Source organism: Pseudomonas sp. 11/12A, from assembly GCF_000800055.1.
GTDB lineage: Bacteria > Pseudomonadota > Gammaproteobacteria > Pseudomonadales > Pseudomonadaceae > Aquipseudomonas > Aquipseudomonas mohnii.
Genome location: NZ_JUGV01000001.1, coordinates 2,812,925 through 2,831,051, shown reverse-complemented (window position 1 = coordinate 2,831,051; position 18,127 = coordinate 2,812,925). Strand labels below are relative to the sequence as shown.

The following is an 18,127-nucleotide window of genomic DNA, read 5'->3' as shown; positions in this document are numbered from 1 at the left end:
TGTGAAACTATCGCGCCTGGCCCTGGATATCGTGGAGCCGCCCATTGAAGTCTTGAACCCCTTTGACGGCACCGTCATCGGCAGCGTAACCAATGTCTGCGCATCGCAGGTTCCGCAATTGCTGGAGAGCGGGCGCCAGGGCGCCCGGGCTTGCGCCGCACTGCCGCGTCATCGGCGGGCGCGCATTCTCGAGCAAGCGGCTATCAACATCGAGCGAGATGCCGGGGCGTTTGCCCGTCTGATTGTCGCCGAGGCCGGAAAGACGCTTAAGCAGGCGGAAAAAGAGGTAAAGCGCTGCATCAACACCTTGAAGTTGTCGGCCGAGGAAGCCAAGCGCAATGCCGGCGAGGTGGTGCCTTTCGACGCGTATGAAGGCTCTGAATCGCGTCAGGGCTGGTTTTCCCGCGAGCCCTTGGGCCTGATCGTCGCGATCACGCCGTACAACGATCCGTTGAATCTGGTGGCGCACAAACTCGGTCCGGCCATCGCCGGTGGTAATGCGGTGATTCTCAAGCCGTCGGAGCTTGCGCCGTTGTCGGCCATCAAACTGGTGTCCTGTCTGGTCGCGGCGGGCTTGCCTGAAACAGTGGTGACGGTCGCCACCGGTGGCGCGGAGCTGGGCAAGGCTTTGGTCGCCTCCCGTGACGTGCGGATGATTTCCTTCACCGGCGGCTTCGTCACCGGTGAGCAGATCGCCCGCACGGCCGGACTGAAGAAACTGGCCATGGACCTGGGCGGCAATGCGCCGGTGATTGTCATGGGTGACTGCGACCTTGAGGCTGCCGTCGAGAGTTGCCTGTCCGGTGCCTTCTGGGCGGCGGGGCAGAACTGCGTAGGCACGCAGCGCTTGCTGATTCAGGCGTCGATTTATGACGCCTTCCGGGAGCGTTTCGTCAGTCAGGCCCGAGCGCTTGTAGCCGGCGACCCGATGCTGGCCGATACCGATATCGGGCCGATGATTACGGCGCAAGCGGCACAAAATGCCGAGCAAGTCGTGAACGAGGCGTTGCAAGCGGGCGCGACTTTACTGTGCGGTCATCGACGCCAGGGATCGTGCTACGCGGCGACTGTACTGGAAAACGTCGACCACTCCAGTCGTCTCTGGCGCAATGAAGTCTTCGCTCCGGTGGTGGTCTTGCAGTGCTTTGAATCGTTCGACGAAGCCATCGATCTGGCCAATGAACCGGAATACAGCTTGCATGCGGGGATATTCACCAATGACCTGGCGACGGCGATGAGCGCCGCACGGAGGATCGAAGCCGGAGGGGTAATGATCAACGACTCTTCCGACTACCGTTTCGATGCAATGCCGTTTGGCGGTTCGAAGTACGGCAGCCTGGGCCGGGAAGGGGTGCGCTTTGCCTATGAGGAAATGACTCAACCCAAGGTGGTGTGTTTGAACACCTTGGGTTAGGCGATTCACGAAGGTCTGGTCAGGTCGTTTGCGTTGGGCAGGTTTGGTCACCTGCCCGACGCGCTTGGCTCAACGGGAAATGGTGCAGGCGGTGGCACCGCGCTCGAGTGTGGCCCACGACACCTATGGTTTGCCTGCATTGATCTTTGAGCTGTGTCCCTAATTCTTGAAGATAAACACATCTCTTGCACAGTAGACAGCAGCCAGCTGCGATCCTCTTGCCGGCCTGGAGAAAATATTCATTAGATGTGAGCCTTGCGCACTGTCTGGAGAATCCGATTGCTCGGTGGTCCTGGTGAGCCAGAGCGGGGCTGACGCTTCCTCAGGGTGTGAAGCGGACCCTCAGGAACCGTTGCAACAGGCTAATTCGTTCCGATGGTTACTAAGGCGCCTGTCGCAGGTCAATCGCGGATCATCTCGTGCGAGTTGATCCGCGTGCTGTTCCCTAGTCTTTGGTGCCGACCTTGTTTTGAACGGCTTCCTTGCCCGCGACATTCAACTGCGTTGGTTCGAGCTTGACGGTGAGTTTGTGCAGTGAACCGGTGAATGCAAACGGTACCTGATAATCCTTGTCATCGACGGGGGTGCCGGTGTCGGAACCCACATCGAAACTTTCATCCACACCGAAGACGAATGGAACGCTGTGGGGGATCGTCTGACTGGCCAGTTGCTTGCCATCCACCGATAGCACGCCGGTGCCGCCTTTACCGAATCCAGGCCCGGCATATTTGAAATCAAAGCTGATGCTGTGCTTTCCGGGGGTGAGCGCCTCGGTCCCTTCCCAGCGGAATCGCGCAACGCCTTCAAGGTTGTAGTTGAAGATCGGCTTGCCTTTCAGGAGGTACAGCGCGTAACCCCCAAAGCGGCCGCCGTCGGTCACCAGAACACCGTCGCCGCCGTTTTCCGGAACAGTGATGTCAGCCGTAATGAGGTAGGACTTGTTCAGCACGTTGGGCTCGTTGCCTGGAAGAACGCCCGTCACCGGCGAAAGGTATTCGAACTCGGTGCGTCCGGCCACGATGCTCGGCCTTTGTGCAATGACGCGCGTAAATGCGGAAGCGTCGAGCGGCAGCACCTGATATTTGTTCGCTTCCACCCAGAACAGATCCTGCAGTTCCTTGAGTTTTGCAGGGTTGGCGGCGGCGATGTCGTCATTCTGCGTCCAGTCCTTGGTGATGTCGTACAGCTCCCATTTGACGCCATTGACGATGTCCTTGGGTGGCTGAGAAGTAATGTCCCAAGGTGCGCGGTAGGGCGTCGTCGATGCCATCCAGCCTTCGTGATAAAGCGCGCGCATTCCAAACATCTCGAAATACTGGGTGGTGCGTGTGGAAGGCTTTTCGGCATTCTGCTTGTCAAAGAGGTAAGCCATGCTCGTGCCTTCGATGGGCTTTTGCGCAATGCCGTCTACCTGGAGCGGTGCATCAATGCCGGTGGCTTCAAGAATCGTCGGCTCAATGTCAATGACGTGGTGGAACTGGTTACGGATACCGCCGGCCTCCTTGATCCGGTTCGGCCAGGAGATGGCCATGCCCTGGCGGGTGCCGCCAAAATGCGACGCAATTTGCTTGGTCCACTTGAAGGGGGTGTCCATGGCCCAGGTCCAACCCACGGCCATGTGTGGATAGGTCTGGTCCGACCCCCAGGCATCCAGGTACTTCATTTGTTCGGCAACCGGCACGTCGATTCCGTTGAACGTGGTCATCTCGTTCGGTGTGCCGTTAGGGGTGCCTTCTGCGCTACCGCCGTTGTCACCACTGATGTAGATGATCAGCGTGTTGTCGAGCTTGCCCATGTCATCGATCGCCTGGATCACCCGACCGATTTCATGATCGGTGTACGCGAGATAGGCCGCATAGACTTCCATCTGGTGGGCATACAGTTTTTTCTCGTCCGCCGAAAGTTCGTCCCATTTTTTCAGTGAATCCGGCCATGGTGTGAGCTTGGCAGTCGGCGGGATAACGCCAAGCCGCTTCTGATTGGCGAAGATCTGTTCGCGCGCAGCATTCCACCCCATGTCGAACTTGCCCTTGAACTTGTCGACCCATTCGGGCGTCGGGTGATGCGGCGCGTGGGTACCGCCGGGCGCGTAGTAAAGAAAGAATGGTTTCTTCGGATCGAGCGCATTCAATTCATTGACATAGCCAACGGCGTCATCCGCCATCGCGGTGATCAGGTTCCACCCCGGTTTGCCGACGTAAGGATGGATGGGTGTGGTGTTGCGCATCAAATTGCCCGGTTGCCACTGGCTGGTTTCGCCGCCCATGAACCCGAAGAAATAATCAAAGCCCATACCAATGGGCCACTGATCAAACGGGCCGGCCTGACTGATCTGGAATGACGGCGTGTTGTGGTTTTTTCCAAACCACGACGTTGCATAGCCGTTGTCCTTGAGAATTTTGCCAATGGTCACCTTGTCCTTGGTGATGACACTGTTGTAACCGGGATACCCCGTCGAAATTTCCGAGATGACGCCGAAACCGACGGAGTGGTGATTGCGTCCGGTAATCAAGGCTGCACGTGTGGGTGAGCACAGTGCCGTCGAATTGAATTGCGTGAAGCGCAATCCGGCTGCCGCGACGCGATCCATACTCGGCGTCGGGATGAGACCGCCAAACGTACTGGGTGCACCGAAGCCGACGTCGTCAGTGATGATCAACAAGACGTTCGGCGCATTTTTGGGAGGCACGACGGTCGGGGACCAGTAGGGCGTGGAGGTCGTGGCGTCGAGGTTGATGACGCCGCCAAACGCAGGGGGAGGGTTGGGCAGGTATCTGCCGTCGATGGTCGTGGTTGCACTGGGTGAACCGGGCGTGCCGATGACTTCCTGTGGCGCTGCATTGGCACAAGTCAGCATGGCAAAGGCCAGCCCTGCACCAAGCCCGTTGTGCAGCCAATTTGATTGAGTCCAGTTTGCAATGGCCATGGCCAGCTCCTGTAACCCCCCGAAACCCCAAGTTCCGAGTGTAGAACCGTTTTCGTCGCTTGCCAGTCCAACTCATGGATCGCTCGGGGGCCGTTGACTTTGGAGGCGTGGTGTCTATACCTGATCTTGATACTCATCAGGTTCAGCAAAATCCGCAGACTGATATGAGGAGGAGCGCAAATGCTCGTCAGGAAACGGCGTTTCGGTATCACCATCGTCTGCGCCGGGATCGTGTTGGCTTGCGTGGCGTTTGCGGGTTACCGGCACATTCGCGGCCCCGAGCCGTTGACGCTGGGTGATGGAAAGAATGGCCCCTTGGAAATGGTCTGGCTTCCTGGTGGCGAGTTTTTGATGGGGAGCGATCATAAACAGGCTCGCCCCAATGAGGGGCCGGCGCACAAGGTACGACTCGACGGGTATTGGATCGACCGCTACGACGTCACCAATGCCGATTTCGCCCGGTTCATTGCTCAAACGCATTACGTCACCACCGCCGAGCGCAAACCCCGATGGGAAGATCTGAAAGTCCAACTGCCGCCGGGTACGCCTGAGCCAGATGACAGCGACCTGGTGCCTGGCGCATTGGTTTTTGTCGGCACAGACAGGCCAATCCCACTTAATGATTTCAGCCAGTGGTGGGCATTTGTCCCGGGGGCCGACTGGCGTCACCCGCTGGGGCCAGACAGTACAATCGAGGGCAAGGAAACCCATCCTGTTGTTCAGGTTTCACGTGAAGATGTGCAGGCGTACGCCGCATGGGCGCACAAGCGCCTGCTTACAGAGGCTGAATGGGAGTACGCCGCAAGAGGCGGGCTGGAACAAGCGAATTATGCATGGGGGAATGACTTCTCACCTGGGGGAGAAAAGATGGCGAATACCTGGGATGAAATACAGCCGTTTCCCGTGACCGGACCCAGTAACACATTCAAAATTGGCACCAAGCCGGTTGGCAGTTATCGACCTAACGCCTATGGACTCTACGACATGTCCGGGAATGTTTGGCAATGGGTCGCCGACTGGTATCGTGCCGACGCGTTTAGCGTTGGGCTCAAGCGTCAACCGGCGGGCGAAGCAGCGGTAAACCCGGTGGGGCCTTCCGACAGCTATGACCCCGAACTTGGGGTGACGGCCCATGCACCGCAGCGTGTCATCCGAGGCGGATCTTTTCTGTGTAGCGACAGTTACTGCACGAGTTTTCGAACCAGTGCCAGGCAGGGCGCAGACCCTATGAATTCCATGTCGCATCTCGGCTTTCGCTTGGCGATGAGTCATGACCAATGGGAAAAGAACCGTTGAATACAAAACACTCGCGTGCCATGCGTGAAAACACGTTTAGTCGACATGACCCCGTTGCGAAAACTTCAGGTCCGTCTGAATGAGCGAGCACGCTAACAGTCTCATTCTGTTGGGTGAAACCCTGCAATGTTCAGTAATCCGCCTGTTAGCCGATAACTGGAGAACCACTTAGTTATTGGCAAGCCCAAATGGATCAGATTCTTTCCCTTCTCTCCGATACCATTCCCAAAGCCCAAACCCTTGAGCAGCTGACGCGTCCCTTGCTGGCCCTGCTCAGCCAGGTAACCGGTATGGAGTCGACCTACCTGACGACCATTGATACCGACGAGGGTGTCCAGCGTATCGAGTTCGCACGCAACGTCGGTGAGATGGTGATTCCCGAAGGGCTGGTGGTGCCTTGGACAGATACCCTGTGCAAGCGGGCGCTGGACGAGAATCGCATGTACTCGGATAACGTTGCCGACTGTTGGAGTGATTCGCAGGCTGCCGCGGCCCTGGGTATCAGAACTTACGTGAGCGCGCCCATCAGATCCCAGGATGGCCAGGTGCTGGGGACGGTATGTGCCGCCAGCTCGGATCAAGTGACTTGCTCTGCTGAAGTGGAACCCTTGCTGATGCTGCTCTCAGGGTTGCTGGGGTATTCCCTTGAACGAGGGCTGCTTGTTGAGCGGCTCCAGGCCGCCAACGCCGAATTGACCAAACTGGCCCTGACAGATCCGCTAACCGGCCTGTCCAACCGGCGTGCCATTTTGAACGATGCCGCGCGCCTGTTCGCCCTGGCCCAGCGGGAGAACAAGTACATCCTGATGGGGGTCATCGATCTGGATGGCTTCAAGTCCATCAACGATACCCACGGCCACCTGGCTGGAGACCAGCTACTGCGCGGTGTGGCCGCCCAACTGCAGCATGGCCTCAGAGCCAGCGACATCATCGGGCGTACGGGAGGAGATGAGTTCATCGTGATCGCCTTGGGCACACCGTGCGAGCACTCGGCCCCGGCAAACGACAGGCAACATGCCGCCGAGCTACTTCAGGATCGCCTGTCCCGGGCGACGATAGGGCGATATGCGCTGGGTGACGGTGTTGGTGACATTCAATATACCGGCGCGAGTGTCGGGGTCGTGGCAGTGATACCGGGCAGTGTGACGGTGGACGAGGCCACCAAGCTGGCAGATCGCCAGATGTATAAGGTGAAGCAGCAGCGAAACCGTCAACGGTTGTAGGAAGGCCGAAGGTCGGTCGGGGCGTTTTTTGCCAGTCATGACTACGCAGCGTCATCCTCAGATTCGATGCGAATGACTGGCCGGATGCAAAGTCATTTGCAATGCCCCACCAGAAGACCGGACTGTTTTAACCCTCTCAGCGGCGGGGGCGTTGATGACGTTTTTGCTGGCGAATACGTCGCCATCGGGACAACCGTTTCCACAGGGTGTTTTGTGAGTGACGTGAAGCTGCCATTCAGGGCGGCAGTTATTTGAAAAGATGTTTGCCGCGGTTCAGACAAGAGGACTGCTTTTTCAATAGAATCGAGTCCTCACGGCCCGTGATCTGTGCCTGCAGAAATCAAGGGCAATACGCTGCCTGTCCATCACCACTCACTCCTCCCAGATCGACACCCATGCCCGAAGAGTTCGAAGTTCCAAGCCCACACGAGCAACATATTGAGCACACCACCCATCATGCGCATGCACGAGGCGACAGCTTTGCCAGCAGGATTGCGGTGATGACGGCGATCATGGCGACCGTCGGCGCCATGATGAGCTATCAGGCCGGCTCAACGGAGAGTGAGGCGGCCATGGACAAAAACAACGCCGCCATCCAGAAGACCGAAGCCGCCAACGAGTGGAATTACTACCAGGCCAAGTCCAGCCGGCAGAACCTGTCGGAGCTGGCGAGCCATCTCCCAGGGCTGGATTCCGCCCACTATGCCGCTGAGGCGCGGCGCTACGGGGAGCAGAAAGAGGAGGCGCGCAAGAAGGCCGAAGTCCTCGAGCAAGGGGCACGCGAGTGGGACGAAAAGTCAGAACTGGTGCTGCATCAGCATCATCGCTGGGCCCAGGCAATGACGGCGATCCAGATAGCCATTTCGCTGGCGGCCATTACCTTGCTGACGCGTAAGGAATGGCTCAAGCGGGTCTCGTTCGGGGCCGCCGGTGTTGGCGTCATGTTGGGTTCACTGGCCTGGCTGCACCTCTAAGCGAGGCCTGAATGTTCCACGGTCATTCAGGCAATCCGGCCAACCGCAGTCCATCGACGAAGCGCGCGGAATCTTCGGGTCGCTGGATCGGCAGCCAGTCTTTCAGGTTGCCGAGGCGCAAAGCGGGATCCAGCTCCCGGAGACGCTGCATCGCCAGCCTCGCTTTATCCATTCGTCCGCTGAGGGCATGACTGGCCGCGATCACTGCCACCGGGGGCAGGAAACCGGGCAGATTGCCCAGCGCCTTTTCCGCCCATTGCGTCGCGAGATCGAAGCGTCCGGCGAAAAAATGCGCGAGCGCCATTCCGATCTGCATCCTGAACATTTCCGGATCCAGCGGACTCAAGCGAACGGCATGGGCCAGATGCTCGATGGCGGCGTCCGTTTCACCGCGCAGTGCACGCAGGATGCCGCCCAGGAACCAAGCGGGGGCGAGGTTGGGATTGAGCAGGCGCGCCCTGTCGAGCAAGGCAATGCCGCCGTCCACATCACCGGTGAGATGGCCCAATGCATGTCCACCTCGGGTCAACGCGACCGCATCATCCCGGCCAAGCGTCACCGCCATACGCCCAAGTCGTATGCCCTCGGCGATCTCTTGCGTCCGATCAGTCATCCAGCCATTGATTTTGCGCCAGAAGTGGCACCAGGCTGCCATGCCATAGGCCGATGCAAATTCCGGATCGAGCTCGATGGCCTTGTAGAACAGCGGCAACGCCTCATCGAGAGCTTCCCGGGTGCCGTTGTGCAGTTTTGCCATTGCGCGCAGATAGTAGTCGTAGGCGTCCAGGCTTTCCGTCGGTTTGCGCTTGGCGCGTTCGATTTCTGCCCGTTCCAGTTGCGGCGCGATGGCGCCGACGACGCTTTCGGTGATTTGGTCCTGTAGCTCGAAGAGGTCGTTGAGCGTGCCTTCGAAGCGTTCCGCCCAGATATGCGTCCCGCTCGTCGCGTCGATGAGTTGCCCGGTGATGCGCACTTTTTCCCCGCACTTGCGCACGCTGCCCTCCAGCAGGTAGCGAACGCCCAATTCCTGGCTGACGCCCTTGGCGTCCACCGTCCGCCCCTTGTAGGTGAAGCTTGAATTGCGCGCGATGACGAACAGCCAACGGATACGCGACAGGGCCGCGATCAGATCTTCCACGATGCCGTCGGCGAAATACTCCTGCTCCGGATCGCCGCTCAAATTCTGGAAGGGCAAGACGGTAATCGAGGGTTTGTCAGGGAGGAGCAAGGAGGGGGGCATTGCTTTCGCTGCTGGGGCCGAGTGCTCATCGATGACCGTCCGTTGCGGCTGCTGCGTTTCGCCGTTCCCGCTGACCTTGATCTGGCCGACGAAGCGGTATCCCTTGCGGGCGACCGTGCGCACCAGGCGCTGTTCCTCACCGGTATCGCCAATGGCTTTGCGCACTGCATTGATGTGGCTGGTGATCGTCGATTCCGAGACGATCCGGCCGTTCCACACCGCCTGGAGCAGATCGTCCTTGCTCATGACGCGATCAGGGTTGTTGACGAACAGCAGCAACAGATCGAAAACCTGCGGCCCGACGGCCACGACTTGCCCGCGCAAGGTCAGTTCCCGGCGCTCCTCATCGAGCAGGTAGTCTTCAAACACGAATGGCAAGGTGAGGATCCTCTGGCAAAGCGCCCTCAACTCCGTGTCCCAGGCGACTGACGATTGGTATTGGGGATTGATGATACGGCAGCCCCAAAGCCGCCGCACCGTCGGCGGCAGAGACGACGTCCGGCATCGATGTCCTTGGACGTAAAACCAAGCTTTCGTGGAGGGAAAACCACGGCAGGTACAAGGACTTCGTAGGCGCACGCAGGCAATCTCCCCTTAAACCGACGCAATGCTTGCCGTCGACACGTGGAGAACGCCCATGAAAATCGTCGTCATCGGAGGCTCTGGCCTCATCGGATCAAAACTTGTGAAGAACCTGCGCGAGCGTGGCCATGACGTGCTCGCAGCCAGCCCCAGCACGGGCGTCAATAGTATCACCCGCGAGGGCCTGGCCCAGGCGATGGATGGTGCCGACATCGTCGTCGACGTGGCGAACGCGCCGTCGTGGGAGGACCAGGCCGTCCTCGAGTTTTTCGAAACTTCCAGCCGTAACCTGCTGGCCGCTGAAGCGGCCGCCGGTGTTGGGCATCACGTTGCGCTGTCGATTGTCGGGACCGAACGGCTGCCCGAGAACGGCTATTTCCGGGCCAAGGTTGCGCAGGAAAGCCTTATCAAGGCTTCCGGCATTCCTTACTCCATTTTGCGTGCCACGCAGTTCTTCGAATTCGTCGGCGGCATTGCCGATTCGTTTGCCGTCGGCGAGGAACTTCATGTATCGCCAGCGCTGATCCAGCCGTTGGCGTCCGACGACGTGGTGGCGGCACTCACCGACGTCGTGCTGGCAGCGCCGCTCAATGGCACGGTCGAAGTCGCGGGGCCCGAGGCCATGCCGATTGACGAGCTGGTCAGGCGCTTTCTGCGGGCCACTCGGGATACTCGCCGGGTCGTGCCGGACGTGCACGCGCGCTACTACGGCGCCGTGCTCGACGATCAATCACTGACCCCCGGCCAGCATCCGCGCCTGGGCGCGATCCGTTTTGAAGACTGGCTCGCCCGGTCAATGGCCGAAGCCGGTCGCTGAAGCCACCAGCGACCCCTCAGGAAGGAGTCGCCCCGGTCATGGGGCGCGCCGTCATCACACTTACCCTCGAAGGAGTATTGCCATGGTTACCCGATATCTATTGGCTGCGGCTTTCGCAGCACTTTCAATCGGCACAGCGTCGGCCGCCGAGCCGCCCCCCGGCAAGGTGACCGTCGTGTTTGACCGGCCCATTCCCAACATTCCGGGCAAGAGCATGAAGGGCGTGGTCGTTGAGTATGGGCCGGGCGCCGCGTCGCCATCCCACACCCATCCGAAAACGGCCTTCATCTATGCAACGGTGCTGGAGGGCGCGTTTCGCATCAAAGTCAAAGGCCAGCCGGAAAAGATCTACCACGTCGGCGAAAACTTCGTAGAAGAGCCGGGTTCCGTACACGAAGTCAGCGCCAACGCCAGCGACACCGAACCGGCACGCCTGTTGGCCGTGTTCGTCCTCGACACTGACGAAAAAACGCTCGTCACCCCCATCAAAAAGTGAGCCGATCCGCCCGCTGATAAAGGCTCGACAGTCGGGCGGCAGGCCTCTGCTCTATCCATGTACTGAACCGGGGCTTTTGCGCCTTTAGACGCCCTCGCGCAGCGCATTGGAAACAAGCGAAAACGCCGGAGAGGGTTGCCGTCGGCTGGGGTAGTACAAATAGTATCCAGCGAACGGGGGGCACCAGTCTTCCAGTACTCGCATCAGCCTGCCTTCCTGAAGATGGGGTGAAAATTCCTCTTCGGGCAGGTAGGCAATGCCCAGTCCCGCCAGCGCCGCCTCCACGATGTGGACAGAGGTGTTGAACGTCAGTTGTCCGTTGACGCGCACGTTCAATTGCTTGTCGCGCCGCTCAAAGTCCCATACGTAAAGCCCGCCGGATGTCTGCATGCGCTGGTTGATACAGTTATGGTCCATCAAGTCCCGTGGGTTTTTCGGAATGGCACGGGTGGCAAAGTAGGCGGGTGTGGCAACCACAGCCATTCGTAACGGTGGTCCTATGGGCACGGCAATCATGTCCTTATCGATGGTGTCGCCCAACCGAACCCCGGCATCAAAGCGATCCGCCACGATGTCTCTGAATCCGTAATCGACGTCGAACTCGACCTTGATATCCGGGTATTGGTGCAGCAATGGGGTGAGTTTGGGCAGCAGGGTTTTGCGCAGGACGTGATCGCCGCAGGTGATGCGTACCAGGCCGGCTGGCTTGTCGCGCAGTTCTGTCAGTACATCCAGTTCCGCTTCGATTTCATCGAAGCGGTGGCCGATGGCCTGCAACAGCCGCTCGCCAGCGACCGTAGGCGAGACGCTGCGCGTGGTACGTGTCAGTAACCTGATCTGAAGGCGCGCTTCCAGGCCGCTGATCGCCTGGCTCAGCGCCGATTGGGTCACACCCAGCAGCGAGGCGGCGCGGGTGAAACTCCCTTCTCGCGCCACGGTGACAAAGGACAGTAAATCGTTGAGGTTCCTTCTGACCATATCGCCACTGCCCTTGATTCCATTGATTAGTTGTACTTATAGCCTTATTAAGTATTCATTAGCTAGTCGCTGGAAAGTCCTTGCCTCACCATGCCAGTCATGAATATGAATGAAAGCGAGGCCTCGATGGCCACTGTTATCCCAATACCTGAGGCCCATGAACAACCCGCGTACTGGAGCGGGGTGTTTGCAATGACGCTCTGCGTTTTCGCGTTGATCGCTTCGGAATTCATGCCTGTCAGCCTGCTGACGCCGATGGCCGATGATCTGCATGTCACCGAAGGGCTGGCCGGGCAGGGCATCACGATCTCCGGCGCGTTCGCGGTACTGACCAGCCTGTCGATCCCCTGGTTGGCTGGAGCCCTCAACCGCAAGACGCTGTTGTTGGCCCTGACCGGGATGATGGCTGTATCCGGTGTCGTGGTCGCAATGGCGCCTGACTATCAGACATACATGGTTGGCCGTGCGCTCATTGGTGTGGTCATCGGTGGTTTTTGGTCCCTGTCCGCTGCAACGGCCATGCGCCTGGTGCCCGCCAGCCAGGTGCCCAAGGCCTTGGCCATCTTCAACGGTGGTAACGCGTTGGCGACTGTGATCGCCGCGCCGCTGGGCAGCTACCTGGGGGCGGTCATCGGCTGGCGCGGTGCTTTCTTCTCTCTGGTACCTGTAGCGGCGATCGCCCTGGTTTGGCTGTGGACCAGTCTGCCGGTCATGGAGGCGGGTGAGCGCACGTCGGGCTCCGCCAATGTCTTCAGACTGTTAAGGCACCGTGCCGTGGCGTTGGGCATGGCCGCCTGTGCGGCTTTTTTCATGGGGCAGTTCGTGTTGTTTACCTATCTGCGGCCGTTTCTCGGAACAGTGACGATGGTTGATGTCTCTACGCTGTCGTTGATCTTGTTCGTGATGGGCGCAGCGGGCTTTATCGGCACCTTGATGGTCGGTTCGTTCCTGAGGCGCGGCCTGTTTCGGACACTCGCGACCATTCCCTTACTGATGGCTGTGATCGCCTTGGCGCTGATCCCCTTTGGCGCCTCGGTCATTGCCATTGTCATGCTGCTCGGATTCTGGGGGCTCGTGGCTACGGCGGCGCCTGTCGGCTGGTGGAGTTGGATAGCGCAAGTCCTGCCCAGGAATGCCGAGGCCGGAGGCGGCCTGATGGTGGCGGTGATTCAGTTGGCCATCGCTTTGGGCTCGACCGTTGGCGGCTTGCTGTTCGACCGTCATGGCTATCAAAGCACGTTCGTGGCGAGCGCAGCGGTGCTGTTGCTGGCGGCACTTCTGACTTATTTGACATCAGGTTCCAAGGCGCCCCGGGGCGCCTGAGCCTTCTACTCAACCTTCAGATCCTCGTACCCGTACAGGCGCCCCGGTCGTGTAGATGACCCAGGTGCCTGAGACAGGCCGAGGGTCTACGAATCGTGTTTACCCAAGGCCAGTTGCACACCACCTGTTTCCGACGTTATGCACTCGGTGCGCTCCACAGTGTCCTGGCTGAGTATCTTTAGCTGATATCATTCGGCAACTGTAAACCGAGTAGAAAACATGAATCGTCAAAAGAAACTAAAGCAGTTATTCAAGGCCAAGGCCAAAAAGGCGAGCGCCAAACTGGCACCGGTAAAAAAGAACAAATACATCAGTAAAGCCGACCGCTTGAAGCTGGCTGCCGAAGCCAGTGTCGACTCAAGCACGCCCTCTGAGAGCTGATCCCGATAGCTTGAGGCCTACCGGAATTTCCGGGTTTGATCGGGCCATGCATTCCACTGGAAAGTGCCGCGAGGACGCGGCCTGACCATTCATTCACGCCGAAAACGCTTTGCGGTTCCGACTCGCGTTTCTGCATCTGAGCAGGCATTAGCCGCAACGGCGCCTGCCGATCGGCCATTCAACTGATTGCGCCTTGCAGGTCTTCGACCCGCTCTTCCAGCCGCCCTCGCTTAGCCCGTTTCCGATCACTTTCTCCACACTTTGCGCCACCCATCACCGGCTGCATTGGCACCTTGCCGATAAATTTTGCCGTCTCGTGTTGACAGCCCGATTCGTTCGCTTCTAATCTGCATACAGCGCTGCACACATGACGGCGCACAGCGATGTAGATTTGTACCTTCCTGCCTACAAGAACGAAATATCGGAGAGGTCAAAATGGCTCGGTTCCTTCCTCGCACCATCCGCAACATGCTCGTTTGTGCATCCGCTATCGGCGCGCTGCTCACCCAGGTCCCGGCCCAGGCGGCTGACGTTTCACTGTGGAAAGACATACAGAAGGCCGGTGTTTTGCGCTGCGGGGCCGCGGTTGCCGCGCCCTACGTCATGCGCGATGCGCGTTCCGGCGAATACAGCGGCTACTTCGTGGACCTGTGCCGTGACTTTGGCGAGCGGGTGCTGAAGGTCAAAGTCGAGTTCGTCGACACCAACTGGGACAACCTTGTGGCGGGGTTGCAAGGGGGTAAATGGGACATGGCCATGGCGCTCAACCAGACGCCTGAACGCGCACTGGCGGTGAGTTTTTCAGTGCCGGCCACGGACTATCAGGTCTCGCTGCTGATCAACAAGGACAACCCGAAACTGGCCAGTGCCGGCAACACCATTGGCGACTTCGACAAACCTGATGTGACCTTCGCCGTCATGTCCGGTACCGCTCAGGACAAGGCCATTTCGGGCGTCATCAAGCAGGGCAAGATCATGCGCCTGCCGGGTATGGACGAAGTGCGCATGGCCGTGATGTCCAAGCGCGCCGATGTGCTGGTCGATGCCAGCGACACCAATCATCTGTTCGCCGTGGCCAACCCTGGCTGGACCAAGGAGGTGCTGCCAAAACCCGCGCTGGCCAAACAGGGTGTGGCGTTTGGGGTGCGCCGGGACGTGAGCGCCGCCGATTTGCAGACGCTGAATATCTACCTCGCCCAGCGCCGCGAAACCGGTGAAATCGACGCCTTGGTCGACAAAGCCTCGCAACTGGCCAACGCCGACAAAATCCCTCAGTAAATCCCGCCGATGGCGAGCGCGCAGCGGGCTGCGCGCTCCCGGAGAACGTCCGATGAAAGCTTCCAATCTGGCGGCGGTGCCGTCACGGCCTCTGCACGCCTGCGAAACGAAGAGCAGCGAGTTCATCCAGCTGCGCGATGTCTACAAGTCCTACGGCGAAAACCTAGTGGTCATGGATCACCTGGACCTGGATATGCGGGCCGACGATCGCCTGGTGATCATTGGCCCAAGCGGCAGCGGCAAAAGCTCTTTGCTGCGAGTGATGATGGGGCTTGAGAGCATTCAAGGCGGGACCATCCGCTTTCAGGGCAAGCCTTACATCGACGGCAATGCCCGGGGCAAAGGCAAGCCGATGGACTGCTCGCTGCAAACCCAGGTGGGCATGGTGTTCCAGCACTACACCTTGTTTCCGCACCTGTCGGTGCTGGGCAATCTGATTCTGGCACCGATGAAGGTGCACGGCCTGTCCCGGACGCAGGCCACCGAAAAGGCCCGGGCGTTGCTGGCGCGGCTCGGCCTGGAAAGCAAGCTCAACGTCTACCCCAGCCAATTGTCCGGCGGCCAGAAGCAGCGCGTGGCGATCGCCCGGGCGCTGATGCTGGAACCCAAGCTGATGCTGTTCGACGAAGTCACCTCGGCGCTCGACCCTGAAATGGTCATCGAGGTGCAGAACGTCATGCTGCAATTGGCCGAGCAGAAGATGGCGATGATCATCGTCACCCACGACATGCACTTCGCCCGCCATATCGCCACCCGCGTGGTGTTTTGCGCCAACGGCAAAGTGGTCGAGCAAGGCCATCCCGACCAGTTGTTCACTCAGCCCAGGGAACCGCGCACCCGCGAGTTCCTGGAAAAAGTGCTGCACCTGGACTGAGGAGCCTGATCATGAACTACCAATTCGATTTCAACTTTCTGCAGGGCAATTTCGGCCTGCTGTGGGACGGGCTGAAAGTCACCCTGCAACTGGCGCTGGTGTCGAACATCGTCGGCCTGGTGCTCGGTTTCGGTCTATGCCTGCTCACCTTGAGTCGCTGGTTTTTCCTGCGCTGGCCGGCGCAGATGTTCATCGAGTTCTTCCGTTGCACACCGGTGTTGTTGCAGATCGTCTGGTTTTTCTACTGCGTGCCGATGCTGTTCAACGTGTTCATCGACCCCATCACCATGGGCGTGCTCGCCCTGGGGCTGAACCTCACCGCATTCAATGCAGAAGCCTATCGGGCCGGCGTGCAGGCGGTGCCCCATGAACACCTCGATGCCAGCGTGGCCCTGGGCCTGCGCCCATGGCAACGCACGCTCTACGTGATTCTCCCGCAGGCGCTGCGCACGGCCATTCCGGTGTTGATGACCAATGGCATCTCGATTCTTCAGCAGAGTGCATTGGTGGCCATCGTCGCCGTGGGCGACCTGATGTACGTCGGCAAAAGCATCGCCACCGAAGCCTACCGACCGCTGGAAACCTATTCGCTGATCGCACTCATCTACTTCGCGCTGTCGTTGCCCATCGCTCAGTTCGTGCAATGGCTGGAACGCCGTCAGGACACCGCGCTCGCGCGCTGAGGAGGTCGTCATGAATCTTGATTTCACCGTGGTGTTTTCGTATTGGCAGGCCTTGCTGCAAGGGCTCGCATTGACCCTGGTGTTCACCGTGGGGTGCGCAATCATGGGCAGCCTGTGCGGGTTTCTGCTGAGCCTGTTGCGGGCCTCGCGCAGCCGCTGGTTGAGCGTCCCGGCCGGCCTGTATGTGGAGTTGTTCCGCGGTACGCCACTGCTGATCCAGCTGTTCTGGGTGTTTTTCTGTTTTCCGGTGGTGTTCGGTATCGACATCCCGCCCTACGTGTCGGTGTTGCTGGCACTGACCCTGTACATGACCGCGATCACCAGCGAGACCTTCCGGGGCGCGCTCAAGTCGATACCCGGCGAACAGCATGACGCCTGCGTCGCACTGGGCCTGGCCTCGTGGAATAAAACGGTGTTCGTGGTGTTCCCCCAGGCTTTGCTGCGAGGCATTCCGCCGCTGCTGTCCAACGTGGTTTCACTGTTCAAGGAAAGCGCGCTGATCTCCTCGGTGGGCATCGCCGACCTGATGTTCGTCGGCCAGAACATTTCCAACAGCACGGCCCGGCCGGTCGAGTTTCTCTCGGCGGTGGCGGTCATCTATTTCCTCGTGGCGTTCCCGCTGACCCGGCTGGTCGGCGTGGTCGAGACGCGGATGCTGCGTCGTTATGCGTACTAACCCCAACCCTCGTACTCAAATCCGTGGAGTGTCTGCAATGACTCAACTCAAAGGCATCCTGCCTGCTCTGGTCACACCGTTCGACAAGGCCGGCAACGTCAATTACGACATGCTGGGCAACATCATCGAGTTTCAACTCAAGGCGGGCGTCACGGGCTTCGTGCCGCTGGGTTCCACCGGTGAGTACTACGCGCTGACCAATCAGGAGCGACGGCAGATTCTGTCCACCGTGCGCGAAGTGGTGGGGGACCGTGGGGTGTTGATCGCCGGTGCCAACGGCTCCTGCACCCGCGAGGTGATCGAGCAGGTGAAGCAGACCCGCGACGCCGGCTACACCAACCTGCTGATCGCGCCGCCTTACTACGCACTGCCATCCCAGGACGAGCTGATCGGTCACTACCAGGCCATTCTCGACGCCGCGCCCGACATCAATGTGGTGCTGTACAACTACCCGGTGCGAACCAACGTCGAAGTCGGCTTTACCGTGCTGGACGCGTTCAAGGACAACAAGCGCGTGATCGCGATCAAGGAAAGCAGCGGCAACCTGTTGCGCGCCATCGAGATCGGCAACACCTACAAGGACAACTATCAACTGTCGTGCGGTTCCGACGATCAGGCGCTGGATTTCTTCCTGTGGGGCGCCAGCAGCTGGATCTGTGGCCCGGCCAACTGCCTGACGCAGCAGGTCTGTGATTTCTACAGCAAATACACCAGCGGCGACCTCAACGGTGCCCAGGCCATCGTCCGCTCGCTGTTCCCGGTGCTGGCGGACATGGAGTCGGGCAAGTTCATCCAGAAGGTCAAGTACGGCTGTGAGCTGGCAGGTTTCGATGCCGGCGCCGCGCGCATGCCGCTGCAACCGCTGACCAGCGACGAGAAGGCCAGCTTCCGCAAGGCTTTCGAAGTGGCGCTGGGTTAATGGCACTGGCCGCATCGGTCGCCACACCCGACCGATGCGGCACGACG

The 18,127-nt window shown here is 59.5% G+C and carries 16 protein-coding genes; 13 read left to right on the top strand and 3 right to left on the bottom strand.

Annotated features, from left to right (window positions below):
* Window position 1: 1 nt before the first annotated feature.
* Window positions 2–1,414, top strand: a complete 1,413-nt coding sequence (locus tag GQ39_RS13000) for an aldehyde dehydrogenase family protein (RefSeq protein WP_047530374.1) — start codon at window positions 2–4, stop codon at window positions 1,412–1,414.
* Between the two features lie 445 nt (window positions 1,415–1,859).
* Here the strand turns inward: GQ39_RS13000 and GQ39_RS12995 are convergent, their stop codons facing one another.
* A complete protein-coding gene (locus tag GQ39_RS12995) occupies window positions 1,860–4,340 on the bottom strand; it encodes an arylsulfatase (RefSeq protein ID WP_201774172.1) in 2,481 nt (826 codons plus the stop codon).
* Window positions 4,341–4,520: 180 nt separating this feature from the next.
* Here GQ39_RS12995 and GQ39_RS12990 point away from each other — a divergent pair, with 180 nt between their 5' ends.
* The 3 genes from GQ39_RS12990 (at window position 4,521) to GQ39_RS12980 (ending at window position 7,833) form a co-directional block, all read left to right on the top strand.
* On the top strand, window positions 4,521–5,636 hold the full coding sequence (locus tag GQ39_RS12990) for a formylglycine-generating enzyme family protein (protein ID WP_047530371.1): 1,116 nt from the start codon (window positions 4,521–4,523) through the stop codon (window positions 5,634–5,636).
* 188 nt (window positions 5,637–5,824) lie between these two features.
* On the top strand, window positions 5,825–6,859 hold the full coding sequence (locus tag GQ39_RS12985) for a sensor domain-containing diguanylate cyclase (RefSeq protein ID WP_047530367.1): 1,035 nt from the start codon (window positions 5,825–5,827) through the stop codon (window positions 6,857–6,859).
* A gap of 395 nt (window positions 6,860–7,254) precedes the next feature.
* A complete protein-coding gene (locus GQ39_RS12980; protein WP_047530364.1) occupies window positions 7,255–7,833 on the top strand; it encodes a DUF4337 domain-containing protein in 579 nt (192 codons plus the stop codon).
* 22 nt (window positions 7,834–7,855) lie between these two features.
* Here GQ39_RS12980 and GQ39_RS12975 read toward each other — a convergent pair whose 3' ends face one another.
* Window positions 7,856–9,451: a winged helix-turn-helix domain-containing tetratricopeptide repeat protein gene (locus GQ39_RS12975; RefSeq protein WP_047530362.1), complete on the bottom strand. Its 1,596-nt coding sequence runs from the start codon at window positions 9,449–9,451 to the stop codon at window positions 7,856–7,858.
* Between the two features lie 259 nt (window positions 9,452–9,710).
* On the opposite strand from GQ39_RS12975, the gene GQ39_RS12970 reads away from it, so the two are divergent.
* Together GQ39_RS12970 and GQ39_RS12965 are read left to right on the top strand one after the other, a co-directional pair.
* Window positions 9,711–10,472: an SDR family oxidoreductase gene (locus tag GQ39_RS12970; protein ID WP_047530360.1), complete on the top strand. Its 762-nt coding sequence runs from the start codon at window positions 9,711–9,713 to the stop codon at window positions 10,470–10,472.
* An 82-nt stretch (window positions 10,473–10,554) separates the two neighbouring features.
* Complete coding sequence (locus GQ39_RS12965) at window positions 10,555–10,968, top strand: cupin domain-containing protein (protein ID WP_047530358.1); 414 nt, start codon at window positions 10,555–10,557, stop codon at window positions 10,966–10,968.
* A gap of 84 nt (window positions 10,969–11,052) precedes the next feature.
* Here GQ39_RS12965 and GQ39_RS12960 read toward each other — a convergent pair whose 3' ends face one another.
* Complete coding sequence (locus GQ39_RS12960) at window positions 11,053–11,946, bottom strand: LysR family transcriptional regulator (RefSeq protein WP_047530355.1); 894 nt, start codon at window positions 11,944–11,946, stop codon at window positions 11,053–11,055.
* Window positions 11,947–12,072: 126 nt separating this feature from the next.
* Here GQ39_RS12960 and GQ39_RS12955 point away from each other — a divergent pair, with 126 nt between their 5' ends.
* The 7 genes from GQ39_RS12955 (at window position 12,073) to GQ39_RS12930 (ending at window position 18,080) form a co-directional block, all read left to right on the top strand.
* Window positions 12,073–13,269 (top strand): MFS transporter, encoded by a 1,197-nt coding sequence (locus GQ39_RS12955; protein WP_047538845.1) that lies wholly within the window; start codon window positions 12,073–12,075, stop codon window positions 13,267–13,269.
* A 219-nt stretch (window positions 13,270–13,488) separates the two neighbouring features.
* A complete protein-coding gene (locus GQ39_RS31475; RefSeq protein ID WP_081997906.1) occupies window positions 13,489–13,650 on the top strand; it encodes a DUF2986 domain-containing protein in 162 nt (53 codons plus the stop codon).
* A 435-nt stretch (window positions 13,651–14,085) separates the two neighbouring features.
* Window positions 14,086–14,928 (top strand): transporter substrate-binding domain-containing protein, encoded by an 843-nt coding sequence (locus GQ39_RS12950; RefSeq protein WP_047530352.1) that lies wholly within the window; start codon window positions 14,086–14,088, stop codon window positions 14,926–14,928.
* Window positions 14,929–14,980: 52 nt separating this feature from the next.
* Window positions 14,981–15,802: an amino acid ABC transporter ATP-binding protein gene (locus tag GQ39_RS12945; RefSeq protein WP_047530349.1), complete on the top strand. Its 822-nt coding sequence runs from the start codon at window positions 14,981–14,983 to the stop codon at window positions 15,800–15,802.
* 11 nt (window positions 15,803–15,813) lie between these two features.
* Window positions 15,814–16,485 carry an amino acid ABC transporter permease gene (locus GQ39_RS12940; protein ID WP_047530348.1) on the top strand — a complete coding sequence of 224 codons (672 nt, stop codon included), beginning with the start codon at window positions 15,814–15,816 and terminating at the stop codon, window positions 16,483–16,485.
* 10 nt (window positions 16,486–16,495) lie between these two features.
* The gene (locus GQ39_RS12935; RefSeq protein WP_047530346.1) at window positions 16,496–17,161 is read left to right on the top strand and encodes an amino acid ABC transporter permease; all 666 of its coding nucleotides are present in this window, start codon (window positions 16,496–16,498) and stop codon (window positions 17,159–17,161) included.
* Between the two features lie 37 nt (window positions 17,162–17,198).
* Window positions 17,199–18,080 carry a dihydrodipicolinate synthase family protein gene (locus GQ39_RS12930; protein WP_047530344.1) on the top strand — a complete coding sequence of 294 codons (882 nt, stop codon included), beginning with the start codon at window positions 17,199–17,201 and terminating at the stop codon, window positions 18,078–18,080.
* Window positions 18,081–18,127 lie beyond the last annotated feature (47 nt).